Annotated in this window: 21 protein-coding genes; 17 read left to right on the top strand and 4 right to left on the bottom strand. The window is 31.5% G+C overall.

All coding sequences use genetic code 11. The features are described 5' to 3' along the window. Positions 1-23: 23 nt before the first annotated feature. The 3 genes from Bccel_RS14150 to Bccel_RS14140 all read right to left on the bottom strand — a co-directional run bounded on the left by Bccel_RS14150 (position 24) and on the right by Bccel_RS14140 (position 2,578). Positions 24-365 carry an ArsR/SmtB family transcription factor gene (locus tag Bccel_RS14150; protein ID WP_036944717.1) on the bottom strand — a complete coding sequence of 114 codons (342 nt, stop codon included), beginning with the start codon at positions 363-365 and terminating at the stop codon, positions 24-26. Between the two features lie 263 nt (positions 366-628). Next, complete coding sequence (gene pstB / locus Bccel_RS14145; protein ID WP_050753470.1) at positions 629-1,438, bottom strand: phosphate ABC transporter ATP-binding protein PstB; 810 nt, start codon at positions 1,436-1,438, stop codon at positions 629-631. A gap of 45 nt (positions 1,439-1,483) precedes the next feature. After that, positions 1,484-2,578, bottom strand: coding sequence for an alpha/beta hydrolase-fold protein (locus Bccel_RS14140; protein ID WP_036944718.1), 1,095 nt, complete (start codon positions 2,576-2,578; stop codon positions 1,484-1,486). Between the two features lie 211 nt (positions 2,579-2,789). On the opposite strand from Bccel_RS14140, the gene Bccel_RS14135 reads away from it, so the two are divergent. Together Bccel_RS14135 and Bccel_RS32580 are read left to right on the top strand one after the other, a co-directional pair. After that, the gene (locus Bccel_RS14135) at positions 2,790-2,993 is read left to right on the top strand and encodes a phospholipase C/P1 nuclease family protein (RefSeq protein WP_036944720.1); all 204 of its coding nucleotides are present in this window, start codon (positions 2,790-2,792) and stop codon (positions 2,991-2,993) included. Between the two features lie 21 nt (positions 2,994-3,014). Beyond that, a complete protein-coding gene (locus Bccel_RS32580; protein ID WP_409372134.1) occupies positions 3,015-3,401 on the top strand; it encodes a zinc dependent phospholipase C family protein in 387 nt (128 codons plus the stop codon). A 52-nt stretch (positions 3,402-3,453) separates the two neighbouring features. Here Bccel_RS32580 and Bccel_RS30240 read toward each other — a convergent pair whose 3' ends face one another. Continuing rightward, complete coding sequence (locus Bccel_RS30240; protein WP_154673495.1) at positions 3,454-3,630, bottom strand: hypothetical protein; 177 nt, start codon at positions 3,628-3,630, stop codon at positions 3,454-3,456. Between the two features lie 282 nt (positions 3,631-3,912). Here Bccel_RS30240 and Bccel_RS14125 point away from each other — a divergent pair, with 282 nt between their 5' ends. The 15 genes from Bccel_RS14125 to Bccel_RS14050 all read left to right on the top strand — a co-directional run bounded on the left by Bccel_RS14125 (position 3,913) and on the right by Bccel_RS14050 (position 23,205). Continuing rightward, positions 3,913-4,767 (top strand): phosphate ABC transporter substrate-binding protein, encoded by an 855-nt coding sequence (locus tag Bccel_RS14125; protein ID WP_036944722.1) that lies wholly within the window; start codon positions 3,913-3,915, stop codon positions 4,765-4,767. Positions 4,768-4,849: 82 nt separating this feature from the next. Beyond that, entirely contained in the window at positions 4,850-5,797 is a 948-nt protein-coding gene (pstC, locus tag Bccel_RS14120) for a phosphate ABC transporter permease subunit PstC (RefSeq protein ID WP_036944724.1), read from the top strand. A gap of 2 nt (positions 5,798-5,799) precedes the next feature. Then, positions 5,800-6,684, top strand: coding sequence for a phosphate ABC transporter permease PstA (gene pstA / locus Bccel_RS14115; protein ID WP_036944759.1), 885 nt, complete (start codon positions 5,800-5,802; stop codon positions 6,682-6,684). A 27-nt stretch (positions 6,685-6,711) separates the two neighbouring features. Then, positions 6,712-7,470, top strand: coding sequence for a phosphate ABC transporter ATP-binding protein PstB (gene pstB, locus Bccel_RS14110; RefSeq protein WP_036944725.1), 759 nt, complete (start codon positions 6,712-6,714; stop codon positions 7,468-7,470). A 47-nt stretch (positions 7,471-7,517) separates the two neighbouring features. Beyond that, complete coding sequence (gene phoU / locus Bccel_RS14105) at positions 7,518-8,255, top strand: phosphate signaling complex protein PhoU (protein WP_050753469.1); 738 nt, start codon at positions 7,518-7,520, stop codon at positions 8,253-8,255. Positions 8,256-8,273: 18 nt separating this feature from the next. Next, positions 8,274-8,987 carry a response regulator transcription factor gene (locus tag Bccel_RS14100; protein WP_036944727.1) on the top strand — a complete coding sequence of 238 codons (714 nt, stop codon included), beginning with the start codon at positions 8,274-8,276 and terminating at the stop codon, positions 8,985-8,987. After that, on the top strand, positions 8,984-10,771 hold the full coding sequence (gene pnpS / locus Bccel_RS14095) for a two-component system histidine kinase PnpS (protein WP_036944728.1): 1,788 nt from the start codon (positions 8,984-8,986) through the stop codon (positions 10,769-10,771). Before Bccel_RS14100 ends, pnpS begins: the two co-directional genes overlap by 4 nt. Positions 10,772-10,795: 24 nt before the next feature. After that, the gene (locus tag Bccel_RS14090; protein ID WP_036944730.1) at positions 10,796-11,203 is read left to right on the top strand and encodes a response regulator; all 408 of its coding nucleotides are present in this window, start codon (positions 10,796-10,798) and stop codon (positions 11,201-11,203) included. 660 nt (positions 11,204-11,863) lie between these two features. Further along, positions 11,864-14,527 carry a cohesin domain-containing protein gene (locus Bccel_RS14080; protein WP_036944733.1) on the top strand — a complete coding sequence of 888 codons (2,664 nt, stop codon included), beginning with the start codon at positions 11,864-11,866 and terminating at the stop codon, positions 14,525-14,527. A gap of 68 nt (positions 14,528-14,595) precedes the next feature. Then, positions 14,596-15,762 (top strand): stalk domain-containing protein, encoded by a 1,167-nt coding sequence (locus tag Bccel_RS14075; RefSeq protein WP_036944734.1) that lies wholly within the window; start codon positions 14,596-14,598, stop codon positions 15,760-15,762. Positions 15,763-15,791: 29 nt separating this feature from the next. Further along, positions 15,792-16,823 carry a substrate-binding domain-containing protein gene (locus Bccel_RS14070; RefSeq protein ID WP_036944736.1) on the top strand — a complete coding sequence of 344 codons (1,032 nt, stop codon included), beginning with the start codon at positions 15,792-15,794 and terminating at the stop codon, positions 16,821-16,823. Positions 16,824-16,993: 170 nt separating this feature from the next. Next, the gene (locus Bccel_RS14065) at positions 16,994-17,935 is read left to right on the top strand and encodes a stalk domain-containing protein (protein ID WP_050753468.1); all 942 of its coding nucleotides are present in this window, start codon (positions 16,994-16,996) and stop codon (positions 17,933-17,935) included. Between the two features lie 211 nt (positions 17,936-18,146). Beyond that, a complete protein-coding gene (locus Bccel_RS14060) occupies positions 18,147-19,601 on the top strand; it encodes a substrate-binding domain-containing protein (protein WP_050753467.1) in 1,455 nt (484 codons plus the stop codon). Positions 19,602-19,671: 70 nt separating this feature from the next. Next, entirely contained in the window at positions 19,672-21,939 is a 2,268-nt protein-coding gene (locus Bccel_RS14055) for a cohesin domain-containing protein (protein WP_036944738.1), read from the top strand. Between the two features lie 126 nt (positions 21,940-22,065). Beyond that, complete coding sequence (locus Bccel_RS14050; RefSeq protein WP_036944739.1) at positions 22,066-23,205, top strand: S-layer homology domain-containing protein; 1,140 nt, start codon at positions 22,066-22,068, stop codon at positions 23,203-23,205. The last annotated feature ends 88 nt before the right edge of the window (positions 23,206-23,293 follow it).

The raw sequence follows: 23,293 nt of genomic DNA, 5'->3' as shown, positions 1-23,293 counted from the left end.
TTTACTGTTTTTGACAAGGCGTTCTAAATATCACATTGGATATTCTTTCTTTTCAGCCATTCATTAAGATTGTGTTTATCATTCATGAATAGTTCATAATTTTGTAAGTTATCATCCACCAAGAGATCTATGAATCTCATTTGTTCATTTCTGATCACTGAATAGTAAACCCATTGAGCATATTTCCTGTCTTTTACCAACCCTGCATTCTTTAGATATATCAAATGCCTTGATGCCTTTGCTTGAGATATTTGCAATGTTTCCATGATATCGCAAACGCAAAGTTCTTTTTCATATAACAAACTAATAATTCGCAGGCGTGTTTCATCTGATAGTGCTTTTAAGATATTAACCAATTTATGCATTAGATCACCCTTTGTAAGAATATAATAACTGTATAATCGCTTAAGCGATTATACAGTTATTATATTCCCATTTACCCAAAAAGGAAACTAAATTTAATGTTAAATTTGTGTAAAAAATGATTGAGTTTGATAAGTCCTGAGGGAATGCTATTCAGCTGGAAAATGTCATAAAAAATACAGCTATGCTTTAATTACCTAAATAAGCTGATACGAAAAGACATTAAAGAGAACCTTATGCTTGCTGTTTCAAAAATTAAGAAGATTTAAAACTTACCGCTTAAATATTTTATTGTCATTTCTTCTTTGGGGTTGATAAAAATATCCTCACATGCTCCTTGCTCAACTATCATACCATTATAGAAGAATGCTACATAATCTGCAATTCTTTTTGCCTGTTCTAAATTATGAGTTACAATAACAATAGTATATTTTTCTTTCAAATCCATTAGAAGGTCTTCAATTTTCATTGTAGATATAGGATCCAAAGCAGAACATGGCTCATCAAATAATATTATTTGAGGATCAATTGCAATAGTTCTAGCTATGCATAATCTTTGCTGTTGTCCACCTGATAAATAAAGTGCAGACTTATTCAATCTATTCTTAACTTCTTCATAGATATGTACATCCTTCAGTTTTTTTTCAATTATCCTATTTATATCTTTATCAGAGAGGCTCATAAAGTTTTCTTTGACTGGTAGTTTCATATTCCTAGTAATTGACATAGGAAATAAATTGGGCTGTTGGAATACCATACCTATTTTCCTTCGGATTTCTATCAACTCTATTAGCTTATTTATATTATATATATCTTTATTATTTATTAGAATACTTCCTTCCAGTTTGAAGCCTTCAATACCGTCATTCATCCTATTAAAGCACCTTAAAAGAGTTGTTTTTCCACATCCAGAAGGTCCAATAAATGCTGTTATGCTTTTTTCTTTTATATTTATATTGACATTTTTTAATGCATGATTCTTTTTATACCATACATTAAGATCCTTCACATGTATTGCATCTGATTTAATAATCGTTAATATGTCTTCATCAATAGTGTTTGTGCTTGATAGCATAGCTACATCCTCCAATTAATAGTATTTAAAAAGCTGATTTTGGGTTTAATCAAATAATAATGTATCTATTATATAATCCATATCTTCTGTTATATCGTTGTTTAAAGGAAAATCTTCTAATTTAAAAACTGAAACCAATGCATCTGACAGATGGTTTTTCCAGTTAGTCCAATTATCCCCCTCGTTGTACTTCTGGTAAACTACACTATAACCTTTATCTTTAAGTAGCTTGTTCAATCTTTCATTCATTAATTCAGTATCATTCTTCATTCCTGATTGAATACAGAATTTTATATCTTTTCTTTCCACTTGATTTATAATATCAAAAATCATCCAATCCTTTGCCCAGAAATAACCTGATTGTGTTATTACATAGTCTATCAAATTATCAGAAGTCATTGCAATATACATGGCTGTCATGGCTCCCCATGATACACCGATTATTGTCCTCTCAATATAATCTCTGCATATGGTGTATGTATTCTCTATATGCGGTATAAGTTCATTTTTTATGTAATCCATGTAATTTAAACCTAGCTTGTATTCATTAGTTCTTTCAGAAGGATCTATAAATACAACAATTGATTTTGGAATGCAATTTTTATACATTAAAAAATCAATCGTTGTTGTAATATCTCCAAATTCTAGATAATCGCTTCCATCAATAACATATATAAAATTGTTTATTTTCTCATCCTTAAATCCATAAGGAATATAAACTTTGAAATTCATTTTTTTCTCCATATATTTACTGGCGAGATAAAGATCTTTAATAATCTCTCCCTTGGGAAATTGATGATATATCATACAATCCATATTGTTTTTATAACCAGGCATTGTGACAGTTGAATTGCAGCAATATTCTGTATCGGTTATACTTCTGTTATTAGGATCAATAGTCCAGTTCTGATCAACTATATATTTATATTCAATTCTTGCATCTTTGGGGAATTTTCTTTTAATATACCATATATCCTGGCCTACATACCTTTCCATGTTGTCCGTTAGCTCCCAATTATTAAAATCTCCAACGATAAATACATTATCTGCTTTTCCTTTATATAGAAAGCAAACTTCATTTTCGTTTATTATAGGATAATCTATAGATGCATTATTTAAAATTATATTTTTTTTATACATAAAAAACCTCCATAAAGCACATTAATAATGACTATATTTTACAACTCCTATGTTAAAAACACATTTAATTCATGTTAATATTCAGTTTACATATTGATTTAATATCAGAATAATTATTAAATAAAATTTTACACAAACTTAAAGTGTTGTTAGTATTAATCTGCTTTAATTTAACTAAGATCCATGAAATTAAATTGAAAGGAGAAATGTTATGCTTTGCAATACTCATGAACTAATTGCTGAAAGACTCTACAAATTGACGAATAAGATTATCGATGTTCCGCTTGATTATAAAAGTTTTATCTTGGGAAGTGTTGCTCCAGATAAAAAACCTTCAATGGTCGTAATTCCTCATACTAAGACTCATTCTGTAAATCTGCTAAATAAAAACCTAGCAATTCTTTTGAATCCTTAGATAAAGATATATTACTTTTAAATAGAAAATCTATCATATAGTCTCGGAATTGTAATACACCTTTTGTCAGATTATTTTTGCAGTGCACACAACCATATCAAATATATAAATCCGGTTCCGCATTTGCTCTATGAGAGCCGTCTTAGGCTATATTTCAGAAAGAATATTGATATGATGAAAATCAATATTGAAGATAGCTTGCTTGAAATAAACAATAATTTGCAAGACTATATAGATAATAAACATATGGAATATATTATTGCAGAACGAAATATGTTAAACGATTTCAATTACACAACAAATACTGTATCATCAGTCTTTATTTATATTCTCTGCAAGTTCTTAAATATTAGTACAAATGTTGAATTAACTAATATAACTTCAAACGCTTATATTACTGCTTGTTAAAACTAGCAACCTAAGAATTTTTTACAAAACTTGAGATCTAATATTTCTCTATTTATGTTCTAGTTGTGGAGTAGTGTGATAAATCATAATTATTAAATATTTCTTCAATAAAAATCCTTTTCAATCTTACTTCTTTTTCAAACTCTTCCAAAGTTATTTTATTTTGTAAAAGTAAATTTTCCAAAAGTTTAATCATTAGATTACAACAATAAAACAATTCATTTTCCATACCATACCTCGCTTGGGTTTAAATATTTTTATAAATAATTTATACCAATACTTTTAAGCGACGATTAAAATATTGTTAAATTTATGAAAAGCATACTGACATTAGGAATAAAAAAACAAATGTTGGTCTCAACATTAAAATTAACACCTTGTTAACATTAGCTTAATGTGCTCTTAATCAGAAAAACGTAATATAAAAATAAATCAAAGTCAAATATTTATAATTAAATATATTTGATTAACTTAACTAATTAATTGATTAAATTATAGGGGGAAATTTATAATGAAAAAAAGCACATGGTTCAAAAAAACATCACTTATTGTATTAATGGTATCGATTTTATCAATAATGTTATCTGCTTGCGGTTCATCAAATGGAGGGGTAATAAGCATTTCTGGTTCATCTGCACTTCTACCTCTTGCAGACAATGCCGCAAAAGAGTATATGGCAAAGAACTCAGGCAGCAAAATTACTGTTAATGCAGGTGGTAGCGGTCAAGGACTTACTCAGGTATATCAAGGTGCTGTTAATATTGGTAATTCTGATGTTTATGCTGAAGAAAAGTTAAAGCCTGAAGAAGCAAAAGAGTTAAATGATCATATAGTTTGTGTTGTAGGTATTGCTGCAGTGGTAAATCCAAATGTAAAAGTTGATAATATTACTTCACAACAGCTTATAGATATATTCACTGGCAAAATAACCAACTGGAAGGATGTTGGAGGAGAAGATAAGAAGATAGTTCTTATCAACAGGCCAAGCAACTCAGGAACAAGAGCAACTTTTAAAAAGTATGCATTAAACGGTGCTGAAGAAGCCGAGGGGACTGCTTTAAAAGAAGATCAATCAGGAACAGTAAAGCAGACAGTATCTCAAACTGATGGTTCTATTTCATATCTTGCATTCTCTTATCTAGATGATAAAACAAAAGCCTTAAAGCTAAATGGTGTTGAACCAACTAGCGAAAACGTAGCTAGCGGTTCGTATCCTGTATGGGCTTATGAGCATATGTATACAAAGGGAGAACCCACAGGTTTAGCAAAATCATTCATTGATTATATGTTGAGTGATGATGTTCAAACTAATATTGTACCAAAACTCAAGTTTATACCTATTAAAGACATGAAAGTAAAAAGATAAATAACTATGCTTCAAAACCATGTTGCTAATTTAGCTTTGATCAAAGATAAATTAGCAACAAGTATATATGGGGGTTTTTCAAATGTCAAAACATAGGGATAATAAAAATAAACGATATTTTAAAAATGAATTATTGGGAAAATCCGTTGTTACATTTTTTGGTGTGTTTCTTATAATATTGACAATAAGCTTGGTATTTTTTATTGCTTCCCAAGGTTTATCAACTTTTATTATAGATAAACAATCTCCTTTTAAATTCCTTTTCTCTAGCAAATGGGACCCATTGAGAGAAATATCAAAAGGTGGTCCTGCAATAGGTGCTTTAGTATTTATTTTCGGTTCTATTTCAGTATCTGCTATTGCATTATTAATAAGTACGCCCTTTAGTGTTGCAATATCGATTTTTATGTCAGAAATTTCACCTAATATTGGTAGAAAGATACTCCAACCAGTTATAGAAATCTTTGTTGGAATACCATCTGTCGTATATGGGTGGATAGGTCTTACAGTATTAGTTCCTTTTATAAGCAAGTTGACTCTTACTCTTCCTTTTATAGATAAAGATATAAACACAACTGGTAAAGGCCTTCTGACAGGCGGATTGGTTTTATCTATTATGATATTTCCAACTATTGCAAGTATATCTTATGATGCACTGAAAGCACTTCCTAGAGACTATAAAGAAGCATCATTTGCACTTGGTGCAACTCGTTGGCAATCCATAAGAAAAGTTTTGATACCTGCTGCTCTTCCAGGAATGTTAACTGGAATAGTGTTGGGCTTGGCAAGAGCTTTTGGTGAAGCACTTGCAGTGCAGATGGTAATTGGTAATAATATACTTTTGCCTAAATCTATTTTTGATAGGGCAAATACAATGACCAGTGTTATAACAATGGAAATGGGGAACGCTGTAACAGGAACATTAGAGGCAAATGCATTATGGTCATTAGCACTGCTCCTTTTAATTATTTCATTTCTCTTTATTGTTATTATTCACAAAATAGGAGCAAAGGGGAGTTTTATAAAATGATTATTAAAGCAAAGGTGACAGATAGAATTGCAACAGCTGTTCTATATATTATAGCAACACTGCTTATACTTTTATTAATTTTGTTTGCAGGATATATTATATATCAGGGAAAAAGCAAGCTCAATCTGAGCTTTCTTACATCTGAGCCCAATTCATTAGAGGCTGGCGGAGGTATCGGACCCCCACTTTTCAATTCTATTTATATAGTTGTTCTTTCATTAGCAATAACTTTACCAATAGGACTTTCAGCAGGAATATATATGGCTGAATATGCAAAACCTACAAAATTAACAAAATTAATAAGATTTAGTATTGAAGCCCTTGCATCTTTACCTTCAATAGTTATAGGACTTTTCGGGTTTCTCGTGTTTGTGCAGAAAACCGGATGGGGGTTCAACATTTTTTCAGGTGCCCTAGCGGTTTCAATTTTGAATTTGCCTGTTGTTACAAGAATTTGCGAAGATTCAATTAGAAATGTTCCTCATTCTGTGAAGGAGGCAAGTCTTGCAATAGGTGCCACACATTGGCAAACTATAATACGAGTATTGATACCATGTGCGATTCCAGGTTTGGTAACAGGATTGATAATTACTTCTGGCAGGGTATTTGGTGAAGCAGCTGCATTAATATTTACGTCTGGTGTTAGTGGATACCCTCTTGATTTTACCAACTTTAACCCAATGGATTCATCATCACCGCTTAACCCTTTCAGACCTGCAGAAACGTTGGCAGTATTTATTTGGAAGGTTAATTCTGAAGGAACAGCACCTGATGCAAGGCTGGTTGCTGATGGTGCATCAGCTGTTTTAATTATATCAGTATTTCTATTTAATATATCATCAAGGATTTTGGGAAAATTCCTTAATAATAAATTTGCTGGAAGGTAAAAATTATACTATAAAGGATTGATTAAATTGGATAAGAATCTTAAGATATTCACAAAAAATTTGGATCTATTTTATGGAACCAATCAAGCATTAAAAAAAATAAATATTCAAATTGAAGAAAATAAGGTCACTGCACTAATTGGACCATCAGGCTGTGGTAAGTCAACTTTCTTAAAAACGCTAAATAGAATGAACGACCTGATACATAATGTAAAAATAACAGGTGAAGTCTATCTTGATAATTTAAATGTTTATGAACAATTTGATATAGTGGATTTAAGAAAAAGGGTTGGAATGGTATTTCAGAAACCTAATCCATTCCCAATGTCAATATATGATAATATTGCTTATGGGCCAAAGATACATGGGATCAAATCTAAGCCTAAGCTTGATGATATTGTAGAAAAAAGTTTAAAAAATGCAGCTTTGTGGGATGAAGTAAAGGATAGGTTAAAACAAAGTGCATTAGGTCTGTCAGGTGGTCAGCAGCAACGTCTATGTATTGCAAGAGTTTTAGCAGTTGAGCCAGAAGTTGTTCTGATGGATGAACCGACATCAGCACTAGATCCCATATCAACCTTGAAGATTGAAGATCTTATTGATGAATTAAAGGAAAAGTATACCATTGTAATTGTTACACATAATATGCAGCAAGCTGGGAGAATATCAGATAACACAGCATTTTTTTTAACAGGAGAAATTGTTGAATATAACGAAACCGAAAAAATATTTAACATACCTTCGGATAAAAGGACAGAAGATTATATTACAGGAAGATTCGGATAATTGGACAAAATTATTATTGAAAATTAATTTAAAAAGAGGTGCAGAAAATGGTAACTACTAGACATTTTTTTGATAAAGAGCTTGAAGATTTACATCATGATCTAATAAAAATGGCAAGTCTCGTTGAAGAGTCAATTGATAATACAATCGTTGCCTTAAAAAAACAAGATATAAACATGGCAAGAACTATATTTAAAAATGATGATGTAATCGATGATATGGAAAAGAGCATCGAACGTAAATGCATGAACCTTATCGCAAGACAGCAGCCTATTGCTAAAGACTTAAGGGTTATAAGTACAGCATTAAAGATAATAACTGATATGGAAAGAATTGCTGACCATTCATCAGATATTGCAGAAATAACAATTAGGATGGCTGATGAAAAATATATAAAACCTTTAATAGATATACCCAAAATGGCTGACTTAGCAAAGCAAATGGTTAAAAAATCAATTGATGCTTATATCAAACTCGATCTTCCACTAGCAAAAGCAGTGTGCGAAAGTGATGATGAAGTAGATGACCTATTCTTTAAAATAATACTGGAGCTTATAAATATTATGAAAAATGACTCCCAGTCTATTGAACAAGCAATTAATTTCATGTTTATAGCAAAATACCTTGAACGAATGGCTGACCACGCTACTAATATTAGTGAATGGGTTGCTTTTATAGTGACTGGAGAGCATGAACATCTATCTAGACATTTAAATAAGGATGATAGGATAAATAACCCATTTGTTAATATTGCTGATGAGATGAAAAAGGATAATAATGATTGATTAAATCTTGGAGGTTATATGTCTAAAGAGTTAATTTTTGCTGTTGAGGATGAAAAGAATATTCAACAGTTAATTAAATACAATCTTGAAGCTAACGGCTTTAGTGTAATCACTTTTGATACGGGAGAAGAACTTCTTGAAGAATGTAAATACAACATTCCGAATTTGTTCTTACTTGATATAATGCTTCCTGGAATTGATGGTCTGGAAGTTTGCAGACAGTTGCGTCAGAATGTAGTCACTCAATCTATACCAGTAATAATTCTTACTGCAAAAAATGAAGAGTTTGATAAGGTATTGGGACTTGAGCTTGGAGCAGACGACTACATTACAAAACCCTTTAGCGTAAGGGAATTAATTGCAAGAGTTAAAGCACTTTTTAGGAGGGTTCATACTTCCATAGAAAATTATTCTGAAATAATAAGATTTGAAAATATTTCAATTGATTGTAGCAGACGTGAAGTATTTAAAGATGATAAATTGTTAGACATGCCATTTAAGGAATTTGAGCTTTTAAAGCTTTTGGTAATGAATAAAGGAAAAGTGTTATCGAGAGAAATTTTATTGGAAAAGGTTTGGGGGTTTGATTATTATGGTGAAACAAGAACAGTAGACGTTCATATTAGATATCTAAGACAAAAAATAGAGGATAATGACAGTAACCCTTTTTATATAGAGACCATTCGAGGGATCGGTTATAGATTCAACGACAAAGGAGTATCTGGTAAATGAAACAAAAAATTTTCTTATATTATCTGTTTTTAATTATAACAGTGGTTTTTGTTGCAGGATTTTTAATATCTGAATTATCACAAAAATATTATAAAGATGAATTGGAGAAGAACTTAAAAAATGCTGCACATTTAATACAGTTTCAGTTAGCAGAAAACAAAAAAATAGGAATTCCTATTGATTATAATAAAAGTGCCCAGCAGTATGCCTCTGTTTTATTTCCACAAGACATATCAAAATTATCAAGTGATAAAAACTATTTCCGAGTAACATTTATAGATAAAAACGGTAAAGTAATTGGCGAATCTGAAAAGGATTATCAGAGTATGGATAATCACAGTAATAGGAAAGAAGTGCAGGAAGCATTAAAGTGGAATATAGGCAGAGATATTCGTTTTAGTAAAGATATGAAAATGGATCTTCTATATATTGCTGTTTTCCTACCTTCAGATGGAGTAATTACAAGGGTTTCAGTTCCTTTAGTTCAGATTGATAAGATTAATAATATAATAATGTTGTATACTGGAATAGGTGTTCTAATAGCACTTGTTTTAACGACAATCCTTGCTTTTCGCTTTTCAAATATGATTACAAAACCTGTAAATGAACTTATAAAGGTAACAAGAGATATCTCTGAGGGAAACTTTTCAAGAAGAGTGAATATTAAATGCGATGATGAGATAGAGGAGCTCGCTAATACCTTTAATTCTATGGCTGAAAAGCTTGAATTATCTATTGCTGAAATGAATGAGAAAAACATTAAATTCGATTCCATTATAAATAGTATGATAAATGGTGTAGTTGCAGTAGACAACCAATTTGAAGTAATACTTATTAATTCAGTATCATGTGAAATGTTTGGTATAAAAAATGGGCCAGGAGTAATAGGAATGAATATGATTGAACTTGTTAGAAATAACCACATTAACAATCTTCTAAAAGAGAGCATTGAAAAAAACGAACCATATTTAACTGAAGTTGTTATAGGGCCGCCAGATGATAAAATTTTAAGGATTTATACCAGCCCAATAAAAACTAATACAACTGAACAGCTTAATGCAGGAGGATTAGCAACTATTTATGATATAACCAACCTGAAAAAGCTAGAGCAAATAAGAACAGAATTTGTATCTAATGTTACACATGAACTTAAGACTCCCCTAACTTCAATAAGAGGCTTTATAGAAACACTAAAAAGCGGTGCAATAGATGATAAAAGTGTTGCAGTAAAATTTCTTGACATAATAGATATAGAATCTGAAAGGTTATCAAGCCTTATAAATGACATATTACAGCTTTCTGAAATTGAAAATAAGACAAAAGATTCTGATATCTCATCACATAAAATAAATAATACTGTTAAGGAAATTTATGACATGATTCAAGGAGTTGCATCAAAAAAAAATGTGCAGCTTAGCTTTGAAGTCGAAGAAAATATCACTATTACTGCAAACAAAAACAGGATTAAACAGATGTTGATAAACCTTATTGATAATGCAATTAAATATAATATAGACGGCGGAACAGTTTATTTGAAAGTATTTAAAACAGAAGGAAAAATAAATTTTATAATAAAGGATTCAGGAATCGGTATTGACGAGGAGCATATACACCGCATATTTGAACGATTTTACAGGGTTGATAAAGGCAGATCCAGAAATATGGGTGGTACAGGTCTTGGATTATCTATAGTTAAGCATATAGTAAATCTATATAACGGAAACATCAAAGTTACAAGCAAACTTGGTTCTGGTACAGAATTTATAGTACAGCTACCTGCATAATTATGTTTTTATGGAGAGATATAGGTGAAGAGTATGCATTCAATAATTTTAATAGGAAATGATAGCTATGGAATACTTTTAAAAGATGAACTTAAAAAATGCAAATACAAACTATTTTTTTCTGCTAAACCCAAGTCTGGGCTCGATAAGGCAAGGGTCAAAAGGCCTGATATTTTGATAATAAATTGTGTTTATCAAAGCAGTTTTATGATATTTGATTTAATAAAAGAAATAAGATCTGATTCCAGGCTAAAAGGTTCAATCTTACTTGTTTTGTCGGAAAATGCAGACGAATTTGACAAGTCATTATCATTAGAACTTGGAGCTGATGAGTATATGGTTAAGCCAGCTAGCATTAATGAAATCTTATTTAAATTGAAGTGCCTTTTAAGGCTAAAAAGCTTTTATAATAGAGGCAAGTTGGAAAAGTAATCCAATACCTACTAAACAATTAATTTTTTAGCAGCACTTAAAAATTTACACTAAGTTAAAAATCACTTAATTGTAGATTAACAAAAGTTTTGTAGAATTATACATAAGTAAATAAATTCTATACGAAAAGGAGAATTATATGTTTAAATTTAAAACAATTAAGTGTTCACACTGTGGTACAGTTATATTCAATCTTCCTGAAACTGATGCTAGGAAACTCCATAATATTTCCTTGATATGCGAGGATTGCAGTTATATTAATATTTCAAATGAATTTGAGCCAGATGATATTTGTACTTCATATTTAAGAGAAATTAAATGTAGTGCATAGACCTATTCAATATAAAAATCCACCTGTTTCATTTCTTAATCCAAGTCATCTATTCCCAATATCTCTATTTCCCTTTTCTTAAGATTCAAACTGATATATATCCCTTTAATTAATAATAGCTACATAGACAAAATAATGCTAACATTTTGTCTTTTTTATTGCGTTTTAGATAAGAGTACTTTTTTAAATTCCAGTCTTAAAAATGTTAATAAAAATTAATAATCCAAATTACTAAACTTAACAACCAATTAATAGCTAATTAAAGATAATGTAATAGTATAATGCTTGATAAATGTGATTTATTTTTAAGAGGGAGGGAATTTTTTTAGATGAGATTTCTTGCATTATCAAAGGTTATAAAGAGAATAGTATCCATTTTATTGATTTTATCCATGATGTGTATCATGTTTCATGTGTTCTCTGAAGACCAACCTGTAATTTTGTCTTTGGCAAAGGTACACGGTTCACCAGGAAGTTATATCAATTTTGACGTATGCCTTCAGAATGTTCCTCAAACTGGTATTGCTACAGGACAACTTTGTATTTATTATGATTCGAAGAATCTTTTACTTACTCCGGTTTTGGGTATAGGAGTATTTTCAGGACCCATAATTAAGTGGGAAAAGAAAGGAATAATAGTTGAAAATATTGTTTTCAATAAAAAGATAGTAGGACTTAGAATTCTATATGATGGTAGAGAAAATTTCATAAGAGATAACGGGGTCTTTTTAACTTTAAAGTTTAAAGTTAATGATGAGTGTTTAGAAAAACAAATTATTACAGTGGATTCAGAAGGAGAGATACCATTTTACACAAAAAGTAATAATGAATCTAACCCATTGGAATTAAGACCAATTAATAATGTGGAATATAGAGCTGGTGAAATAACCATAGGAGAAGGAACTTCAACTAAATACACTCCCACAACAGTAGCAACACCTCCTAATGCTTCTCAGACTTCAAATTTATCAACTGTAGTTAATACTATTCCATCTATGACTCCAACAGCAACTCCATCAACCGCTCCTATAATCGATAAATCAATGAAATTATCAATGAATGATGTTTTCTGTGATAAAGGTTCAATTGTAAAAATGATTATAAATATTGAGGATTTACCAAAGGAAGGAGTAAAATCTGGACAGTTCAACATAAAATTTGATACAAACAATTTTAAAGTCAGTAAAATAACCGCTGGAGAAATTATTAATGATGGGGACAAGGATTTATCATATAGTTTGATATCAAATGGATTGACAGTTTTATATTCAGATAGTAAACAAAGCGGAAATTCATTCATTAATAAAAGTGGAGTTTTCTGCATAATTAATTTAGAAGTTTCTGCATCATGTCCATATGGTGAATATGATTTCAAATTTTATAAAGACGATAATAGCTGCTTTTACTCAGATTATGAAGTGTCAAATATTATCGAAACGTCGTATTTAAATAATAAAATAATAGTAGTTTCAGGTGGTGTTCCAACACTTACAAAAACTGTAACTCCTTCTATAACTCCAGCTATTACAATTATTCCAACACCAACTCCAAACTCTGTTTCTTCAAATGCCATGAAGATATCTTTAAGTAAAGTTTCATGCAATAAAGGTGCTAACATTAAAATTGATGTCAATCTTTCAAAAGTACCTCAAAAGGGAATAACATCAGGCCAGTTTAATGTAGAGTTTGATAAAAGCAAATTTACAGTTAAACAAATTACAGTTGGAGATATTGTAAATGATAAAGCAAAAGATATATCATATAATACTATAGAAAATGGTATTACAGTTCTATATTCTGATGATAAGCAGAGCGGAGATTCCTATATTAAGAAAGATGGAGTATTATGTACTATAGAATTTGATGTATCTGCTTCATGTCCTGCTGGTGAACATGATATAAAATTTTATAAAGATGAAAGCTCAGTCTTTTATTCAGAGATGATAAGCCTTGTTGAAGTATTATATGAGGATGGGAAGATAACAGTTTCAAATGCTACTTCAACACCTACTCCAACGAAAACAGCAACTCCAACTATAACCTCAACTCCTACGGTAACCCCAACAGCTACAATTACTTCAACACCCACAATAACACCTACAACAACTCCCTTATTACAAATGACTCAGCTAAAAAGTTTAACTATTGATAATGCTGTCTTATCGCCTGAATTTTCCGCACAGAAATCAGTTTACTGGGCGATACTTAAAGAAGGTGAGACACAAATTGTGCTAAGACCTCAGACTGATTATGCAAATGTACATTTTATTGTGAATGGTCTTGAGTACCCAATAAATAAAGAGATATCTATTAAGTGTTTGCCTGATTTAAATATGTTTACAATTTGTGTATATTCATCTGATTATACTAGCTTCACATCATATTCTGTAAATGTTGCAAGGAAACAGGGTAGTTACTATGTGTTAGATAACAGAACTTATCCATCATCAGGATTATTCTCGGACTTGGGTTCACATTGGGCAAAGGATTACATATTAGACCTTTTTAAAAGAAGTATTGTTGCAGGATATAATGATAGTACATTCAAACCAGACAATTATGTTAGCAGAGCAGAAATTGTAAAAATGATTATTGTTGCAAAGAATATTAATGTTCCCAATAATATTTCATATCCATTTGCTGATAAAAATAATACACCTTCATGGGCTTTAGCATATATAGCAGAAGCATATAAGTACAAATATATCGAAGGCTATAGCGGCAATAATTTCAAAGCAAATAATTTCATAACCAGAGCAGAAGCAATAAAAATACTCGAGAATGCTTTTTATAGCGGATTAGGTATATCTGAATTCAATGTATACTTTGCAGATGAATATGATGTTCCAAGCTGGTCGAAAAAGTATATTATCAATTCATACAAAAGGGGCATTTTTACAGGATATAGTGATAATACAATAAAGCCTTCCAATTTTATAACAAGAGCTGAAGTTTCAAAGGCTATTTATATGTATTTAAATAATAAGACATAGTAATGATTGAAAGGAGACATTTTAGAGTTATTGTTTTGAAATTTTATGTGTCAAGTAGGAGGAATGTTATGAATTCGAAAAGGTTATTTAGCACAATTCTAATAATTGCGTTAGCAATCTCATTTATATTTATATCTAAATCAACTTTTGCCGATGGATCCATTTCAGTTAATGTTTCAAGTACAAGCGGCAACCCTGGTGATGAAGTGAGCGTTTCAATATCATTAAGCAATATACCATCTACAGGAGTTAATTCTGCCACTTTAGTATTGGAATATGATAAATCAAAACTGGAATTTGTAAAGTTCAATTCTGGGGAAATTATTGGTGATAAAGTTAGAGATATTAGTTATGAAAATATTGATATTAATGCAGTTTATACCCAAGAACAATTGGCTATGATTAGAAATGATTCAACAAAACCACCACCACAAGATGGAGTAAAGATTTTATATAATGATGATGCTCAAACTGGGGATTCTCATATTAAGAGAAATGGAATATTTGGAGAAGCTGTATTTAAGATAAAAAGTAGTTTTACCAGCGGAACGGCTACTATTAAGCCAAATTGTGAGGATAAGAGAGTTTCTGGGGGAAATGTTGAAGGTGCATTTTATAAGGCAGATGCTGAAATAATACCTGCTTCTTTTAGTAGTGGAACAATTGCTGTACCAAAAGCAACTGGTGCAACGCCAACTCCAACTTATACCCCAACTACAACATCAAACACAACTGGAACACCTTCACCATCTATCACAGTGACACCAAGTATTTCTACAACTCCTTTACCTGGGAGTGTAAGCAACCAAAATATATTATTATCCAGTCAGAATAAAAAATTGATGCTGGAGGTGGAAATGAAATTGGGTGAACCTCAGATTAATATTAATGGTAAACAGCAAATGATTAATTCAAAAGATAGTAAAATTGTTCCTACATTTGGTGAGAATGGTGCACTAGTACCTGTAAATGAAATCTCAAATATAGTTGGTGCAATATGCGAATGGAATGCAGTAGAAAAGAAAATTAAAATTACCTATAAGGGCAGAAATACAGAAATGTGGATTAATAAGAAAAAAATAACTGTTAATGGAAAAACAAAATTAATTGATGAGTTTCCTGAGTTAATCCAAAACAAACCATACATACCATTATGTTTGGCATCTATAGCATTTGAGTGCATAGTAGAGTGGGATAAACCCAATGATACTGTAAAAGTTAAGAAGTTTCAATAAAGAAAAATAAAACACATGGAGGAAAAGAAATGTCTAATGCTTTGAAAAGATTTTTATTGGTTACTTGTATAGTAATTATTTTGATCAACTTGGTAGGATGTGGGGGTAAAGAAGAAAATGTACAAGATACTACTAAGGACACACCAACTTCTGAAGTTTCTTCAGCAATTGAATATGTAACTCCAGTACCGGGTGAAATACCTTCTGATCATGAAACAGCTAAAAATTCTACAGAAATTAAAGAGATAAGTACACCAAATATTAAAAACTCCACACCGATACCTAAGAGTTATATTGTATCTGGTAATGAACTTGGAAATAAAATAACTAAAGAAATGGCGTTTTCATATTTGCAAAAAGCACATAAAAAGATTTTTATTAATTGTGAAGAAGTTGCTGCAAGTGTCCCATTATCAAGAATTAATACAGGTAAAGCCAATTTAGGGATACTTACAAGACCATTAACACCGGAAGAGAAAGCTTTAAATCTTAAAGAAACAATTTTTGGTTATGAAGCATTTGCGGTTATTGTAAATAATAACAGTAAAGTTAAGGATTTAAGCATTGAAAGTGTGAAGAAGGTAATGAAAGGTGAGATTAAAAATTGGAGTCAGCTTGGTGGCGATGATGGAAAAATCACATTGTATATGATGGGTGATACACCAAAAGGCAATAGAATGTTGTTAGCAGTAAATGATTTTTTTGAGCTTATCCAAAAATCAGCTAATGGAAAGACTAATAAGTCATTAATGTCCACATACATAAAAAAAGATAGTGAAAATGAGGTAATAGAAGCAGTTTCACAACAAGATAATGCGATAGGGATAATATCTTTTGACAGTATCGATAATGCTTCTGTTTATCCAATTGATATTGAAGGAGTTGAACCATCCATTGAAAATTTGTTGTCAGGTAAGTATAAAATGTGCATACCCTTTAAAATACTATCAAAAGAAAATATTGAACCTGATATGAAAGAATTTGTAAGTTATATTATCGGTGAAGAAGGACAAAAGAATATAAAAGCAAAGGGATATTATCCCATAAATGTCGAAAAGTAAAATTAGTTATATATAGTAAGCGGAATAGCCGAAAAAGGGCTATTCCGTGCGAACTGATATATAACTTTACTGTTCGATGTCCATAGATATTTAATTGAATATAAAAATACTGAGGCAATAAAAGCTTGGTTTTTTTGTAAATATAATCAAAAATTTGAGGAGAGATAAAAATGAAGAGGAAAAACATCAAAGGAAATTTATTTAAATTATTATGCACTGTATCCATACTTGGAGCAATAATGATCTTGTCCATGAGCACAGCTTATTGTCGTGCAAAGCCGGTTTCAGTTTCGATTAATAGCGTTAAAGCAAACCCTGGCAGTCAGGTGAAAATGGAAATAAAATTTGATAATATACCAGATAAAGGGCTTACTGCTGCCCAGTTTAATATAGAATATGATAAAAGCAAGGTTACATTGAAAAAGGATAATATAAAGAGCGGCAGCATAGTACATAATCCAATGTTTGATATTATATCTAACGATATAGATACTGGAACTACTATAATTTACACAGATTATGATATGACAGGCAATTCTCATATTAAGTCCAGTGGAACATTTCTTGAGTTAACTTTTGATGTAAGCAGCAGTTGTCCTTCAAGTTATGTTAGTGTAAAGTTGACTCCTACATATGAGTTAGACTTTCTAAATAGAAAAAAAGAAAATCTATTTTATACTGACATGACTGTTCCAGTGAATGTTGAGTATGTAAGTGGTAAGATAACAGTTGGTAACCCAAAACCTGAAGTAAAATTAACTGTTGATAAACCGGTTATAGAAAATGGTGGAAGTATAGCAAATATTGATGCTGCACCTAAAATAATAGGAGGAAGAACTCTCTTACCAATTAGGGCAGTAGTAGAAGCCTTCGATGGTAAAATAGATTGGAATGCAACAGATAAAAAGATTACTATTAGTATAGGAAGTTCTAAAATTCAGATGTGGATAAATAAAAAGAATGTAATTGTAAACAACGGCAGTAAAACGATTGATGTTCCTCCACAGATTATTGAGGGGAGGACCTTTGTTCCAGTCAGGTTCGTCAGTGAAAATGCGGGTCTTAAAGTTGATTGGGAAGCGAGTACAAAAACTATCACAATAATGAAATAACAAATAAAAAACCAGCCGAGGCTGGTTTTTTATTTGTAAAAATTATTATAATAACCCAATTTTACTTAACTACATTTTTACATAATCATTATTATAATTAGCGTGTTTATAATATGTTCTTAATCTTTGTTCTATAAAATGTACATGTTCGTTGATATAACGATCAATATGAAAAGAGTATAACTTACTACATTTTAAAGGAGGAAAAAAGATGTTGAAATTCAAAAGAGCAGTAAATTTGCTAATTGCAGCGACAGTACTAACTGGTAGTTTTATCATTCCATCAGTTCAAGCGAATGCAGCAGCTACACCACTTAAGGTAGGTGGATCAACTACTATTGCACCACTTGCAAGAACTTTGGAAACTGGATTTGAAGCATCCACTGGAAATGCTGTTGATGTGGTTATTACAGAAGGAGGATCTGGTGCAGGTCTGTCAGGAGTCCTTGACGGTTCTTTGGATGTTGGAATGATGTCAAGAGATCTTTCTGATTCAGAAAAAGCTACATATCCTTACATTATACCCATCACAATAGGAAAAGATGCAGTTGCAGTAATAGTAAACCCATCAAATCCCATCACAAATCTTACTCAGGATCAAGTAAAAAATATATTTTCAAGTGCAGCTACAAGTCCAATAACAAATTGGAGCCAATTGGGTGGAAACAATGCACCAATAGAAGTACACACAAGAACTGAGGGTTCAGGAACACTTGATGCATTTAAAGAACTTGCTCTAGGAAAAACAACAATTGTATCTACTGCAATTAATCACCCATCATCCGAAGAAATGCAAGTATCAGTAAAAGATAATGCTAATGCAATAGGTTTTGTATCACTTGATTATGTAAATGAAACTGTAAAATCAACAAAGATAGACAATATTGAATGTTCAGTAATAAATGCAAAAAATAGTGTTTATCCATATGTTCGACCATTGAACTATATTACTAAGAGAGAAGCGGTTGGAAACGCACTTAAATGGATCTATTACAACTTGGGAAAAGATGCCCAGGCTTTAATCGAATCAAAGAAATATATCAGAGTAAATGATGATACATTAAATGTAGTAGTTAATTCAGAAATCCAGCAGACTGTTAAGGATGTTGCTGGGGAGTTGGATGATGGAATATCATTAACTATAAGTGTAACAACTGGAGACAATAGCAGTATATGTACTGCAGTAAACAATGAACAAGCTGAATGTGGAATAATTAAAGGAGACCTTGATTCTTCATGGGCAGGTTTGGCTGGAAGAGCAGTAGCACAAGACTCAACAGGAACAAAGTTTACATTCGTAACAAAGAAATTTGGTAAAGTAGATGCTATTGGTGCTGCTGAAGTTTTAAGATATGTTATAAGAAATCCTAGAGGTCAAAAAATTGTTGTAAAGAATGGCCTTTTCAGAGTATGGAAATTTGGTGATGTAACAGGTGATGGTTTGGTAAATGCAGCTGACTATTCCAACTTGAGATCATATCTCTTAAAGAAAGTTGTTTCATTACCAGCTACAGCTTGGTTATTCAGTGCAGACGTATCAGGAGATAATCTTATAAATGCTGGTGATTACAGTATTCTCCAATCATATCTTCTCAAAAAGACAACTCAATACCCAACAATGCAAGCTGAAAATAAATACTTACCATATTATCCACCAATGCCCTAATGAGATTAGTTATGTGAGTAGCATTTGAAACTGCAATATAAACCAGTAAAATAAGAGGGAGAGAAGAAAAATGAAAACGAATATCTCAAGATTTAAAAGAGTAGCAATAAGTTTAATAGTTACGATTTGTATGATATCTTCAATATTGCCCATAAAAATATTTGCTGATGGAGAATTAAAGGTATCTATAGCAGACATAAAGACTGATGCAGGTCAAACAATTTCTGTACCTTTGACAGTAGAAAATGTTCCTGCAGATGGCTTGGTTGCTGGAACAGTTATTGTTAATTTTGATACTACAAAAATGAAGTTTGTAAGTGCACTAAATGGACCTATAACAAACAGTGCTAAAGATATTGGTACAAATTTTGATGGAAAAAGCTTGATAGTTCTTTATGCTGATGATGCACAGAGTGGAACTTCTCATATAAAAACAAACGGTGTTCTAGCAACATTAACATTTACTGTTAATGCTGATTGTCCAAATGGAGCATATCCAATATCACTTGCTAATGATGGAGAAAATCCTACTTTCTATAATCCTAATTATGAACCATTCAATGCTGTATTTGGAAATGCTAATGTAATAGTAGGAACACTAGCAGTTGAAACACCAACTAACACTCCTACAAACACTCCAGAACCGACAGCTACAAATACTCCAGTACCAACATCTACAAACACACCTACAAATACACCAGAGCCAACAGCAACAAACACACCTACAAATACACCTACAAATACACCTACAAACACTCCCACAAACACACCAACTCCTATAGTAATATCTGATGTTACAGTAAAAGGTAGTACTGATGCAGCAGGATATCCAAAACAGAAAGTAACTGTAAATGTTGATCTTTCAAATGTTCCTTCACAAGGTCTTACATCTGGTGAATTATATTTTGAGTATAATAAAAACGTATTAAAGCTTGATTCCTTTGAAAAAGGAAGTGTAGTAAGCAGCATTGAAGATATAGATATGGCTGATGATTATTCAAAGGGTGCAGTATTGCTTTATACTGACTCACAAAACACAGGTGCATCAAATACTCATATATTGGCAAATGGCCGTTTAGTATCAGTTACATTCCTTATACAGGATGGATCACCAAAGGGGGCCTATTCAATAAAGATATCTGCACCTCCTGTATCAGTTGGAGGAATACCATTCTATTCAATGCAGACTTATCCAGTGAAAGCACAGTTCTCGGATGCAAGTGTTACAGTTAAAGATGTGAATGACCAGAACATTAAGCCTGTTATAACACTTGATAAACCAAAATATGTTGCAGGCGACGTTGTAAAGCTTCAGATGGCATTTAGCGGAGTTAACACTGGTAATGATAAGACAAACAACCTTATGATTGAATTTGGATACGATGGATCAAAATTCGAACTTGGTAAGGGAACTGCAGATGCAAGTTTGGAAAACACAGGCATTAACTTCAATTACAAATATGATTTGGGAACAGGCAATGACAAAAAGCTTAAAGCAATATACCTTGATATGGACAAAGAAACAGCTCTTACTGACGGAAAAGTAATATATACAGCATATCTAAAAATTAAAGATACTACACCAGTTGATACATATAAGCTCGCTTTCAGTGCAATAAAGATGATTGACAGAACAACTGGTAAAGTATATACAGTAAATAGCGGTGAAGCTTTTATGCAAGATATCATAGTAACAGGCGATGCAGTAATTGAAGGAAATATAAGCATATTCCTTGGAAAGACTCCTTTATTAGCTAGTACTCTTGGTAATGAAATTGCATCAAAATTAGTTCAGAAACAAATCAATGAAGCATACAAAAACCTCAAATTCACTTTAAAGAAGAGTGAGGGAGATACTGGAGTAGTAATAAATGGGGATAAAGCTTTCTTGGCAGATGTTGATGGAAATTATGCAAAACTAGACAAGGTAGATAATAAAGTTAAAGGTACATTCAGAATATATGCTTCAGACTTAAATGCAACTATACTTACAATTGAAGGCGTTGGATATCTCAAGAAGAATATTGCTATAAACCTCAAATCAGGTAAAGTAGCTATAGTAGGTACTTCAACTGAACCAACTGTAATTTATCCTGGTGATGTAGGTACAATAAACAAAGCAACAAGCACTGTAGAAACAAAAGCAGACGGTGTTATAGACACAGAAGACTTCTCAGCATGGGTACTTATGTACAATGAGAAATATGACAATAACACAACTGATCTTAGTACAGAAGATGCATTAAGAGCTGATTTCTCAAAAGATGTTGAAATAGGATCATTAGACTTCCATCTCTGGGTGCAGTCTTTTGAAATTAATAATATTGGAATTAACTAAAACCCCCTTGATTTAAAAATAAAATTCGCTTTACAAATTCCTCACAAGTAATTTACTAATGCTGATTGGAGAGGCAAAACAGCTTCTCCTTTCAGTAAATTTTTTATGAATAATGGATGTGATTCTATGATAATAAAGAATAAGATCACTTTGATCATTCTCCTTATAAGTTTGGTTGTTTTGACTTTTAGTGTACAGATAAAAGCAGAAGGAAGCGATGATGTAGTCCCTGATATAAAGTTTGGTAAACAAACCTATTTCCCTGGTGATGAATTTACAATGTCCCTAAGACTATCTGGAGATAATCTAAATACCCTTACAACAAAAGGAGTAGAGGTTGTACTGGAATATGACCATTTTAATTTTGAACTTTTAAATAATAGTCCTGAAAAAGATTTGATGAATAGCTATATTGATTTTACTAATAAATTTAATTCTATAAATAAAAGTGATAATAAGCAAAATATTCGTGTTGCTTATTTTAATATAACAAACCCAGTTACGATAAAAAATGGTGCTAATATCATTAATGTGAAGTTCAAGGTAAAAAAAGATGCTAAACCTGGAATTAAAAGGTTTGTGCTAAAGCCCTTTGGCCTCGTTGATACGCAGTTTAAAGTTTACCATGTAAATAATGATGAGGCCTTTACCCGTACTTTGGAAATTTTGTCGTCAGATTTGAAAAGACCATCTGCAGGGTTAAAAACCTTTAATGATGTTGATATCAAGCACTGGGCAAAGGTATATATTGATAAATTGGTTGAAAGAAAGGTGGTAATGGGTGTTGACAGTAATAACTTTAAACCCCAAAACAATGTTACAAGGGCTCAGTTTGCTGCATTTATCGTACGTGCATTGGAACTGGATCTAATTGATTATAAAGGTGAATTTAAAGATGTTAAGGCAGGGGAATGGTACGACAAACTTGTTGCCACTGCGGTAAAATCTAAGATTATAGAGGGTATGGGTGCTGGAAGGTTTGAACCTAATAGCAATATTACACGTGAACAGATGTGTGCCATGATTATGAGGGCTTATGAATATATAAATGGCCTTGAAACTAAGGGTTATGTCAGTAAATATAAAAATAGGTTCAGTGATATGAAAGATATAAGTAGTTGGGCACAGGATTATGTCAAGGGAGCGAATGTGCTCGGAATAGTAAATGGAATGTCTGATACTAAGTTTATTCCAAAAAGTAATTCGTTGAGAGAACAGGCTGCTGCGATTATATACAAGTTTCTTAAAGCGTCAAATTTGGATTAAAATAATTATTCAATAAAGATATATTAACTTCAATTTTAATATAAGCTTAATATTTAATGTGTAAAATTTAGTAAATACAAATTGGTTT

It is taken from the genome of Pseudobacteroides cellulosolvens ATCC 35603 = DSM 2933 (assembly GCF_001262605.1).
Taxonomy (GTDB): Bacteria; Bacillota; Clostridia; order Acetivibrionales; family DSM-2933; genus Pseudobacteroides; species Pseudobacteroides cellulosolvens.
The sequence above is the reverse complement of the archived record's forward strand: the minus strand, read 5'-3'. Positions and strand labels throughout refer to the sequence as shown.

Bases quoted from the DNA above. Each gene is read 5' to 3' on its own strand.
- Bccel_RS14080 (WP_036944733.1), top strand. From the start codon at position 11,864: ATGAGATTTCTTGCATTATCAAAGGTTATAAAGAGAATAGTATCCATT.
- pstB (WP_050753470.1), bottom strand. From the start codon at position 1,438: ATGCTATCAAGCACAAACACTATTGATGAAGACATATTAACGATTATT.
- Bccel_RS14075 (WP_036944734.1), top strand. From the start codon at position 14,596: ATGAATTCGAAAAGGTTATTTAGCACAATTCTAATAATTGCGTTAGCA.
- Bccel_RS14065 (WP_050753468.1), top strand. From the start codon at position 16,994: ATGAAGAGGAAAAACATCAAAGGAAATTTATTTAAATTATTATGCACT.
- Bccel_RS14135 (WP_036944720.1), top strand. From the start codon at position 2,790: ATGCTTTGCAATACTCATGAACTAATTGCTGAAAGACTCTACAAATTG.
- pstC (WP_036944724.1), top strand. From the start codon at position 4,850: ATGTCAAAACATAGGGATAATAAAAATAAACGATATTTTAAAAATGAA.
- Bccel_RS14140 (WP_036944718.1), bottom strand. From the start codon at position 2,578: ATGTATAAAAAAAATATAATTTTAAATAATGCATCTATAGATTATCCT.
- Bccel_RS14125 (WP_036944722.1), top strand. From the start codon at position 3,913: ATGAAAAAAAGCACATGGTTCAAAAAAACATCACTTATTGTATTAATG.
- Bccel_RS30240 (WP_154673495.1), bottom strand. From the start codon at position 3,630: ATGGAAAATGAATTGTTTTATTGTTGTAATCTAATGATTAAACTTTTG.
- Bccel_RS14150 (WP_036944717.1), bottom strand. From the start codon at position 365: ATGCATAAATTGGTTAATATCTTAAAAGCACTATCAGATGAAACACGC.
- Bccel_RS14055 (WP_036944738.1), top strand. From the start codon at position 19,672: ATGAAAACGAATATCTCAAGATTTAAAAGAGTAGCAATAAGTTTAATA.
- Bccel_RS14100 (WP_036944727.1), top strand. From the start codon at position 8,274: ATGTCTAAAGAGTTAATTTTTGCTGTTGAGGATGAAAAGAATATTCAA.
- phoU (WP_050753469.1), top strand. From the start codon at position 7,518: ATGGTAACTACTAGACATTTTTTTGATAAAGAGCTTGAAGATTTACAT.
- Bccel_RS14070 (WP_036944736.1), top strand. From the start codon at position 15,792: ATGTCTAATGCTTTGAAAAGATTTTTATTGGTTACTTGTATAGTAATT.
- pnpS (WP_036944728.1), top strand. From the start codon at position 8,984: ATGAAACAAAAAATTTTCTTATATTATCTGTTTTTAATTATAACAGTG.
- Bccel_RS14050 (WP_036944739.1), top strand. From the start codon at position 22,066: ATGATAATAAAGAATAAGATCACTTTGATCATTCTCCTTATAAGTTTG.
- Bccel_RS14060 (WP_050753467.1), top strand. From the start codon at position 18,147: ATGTTGAAATTCAAAAGAGCAGTAAATTTGCTAATTGCAGCGACAGTA.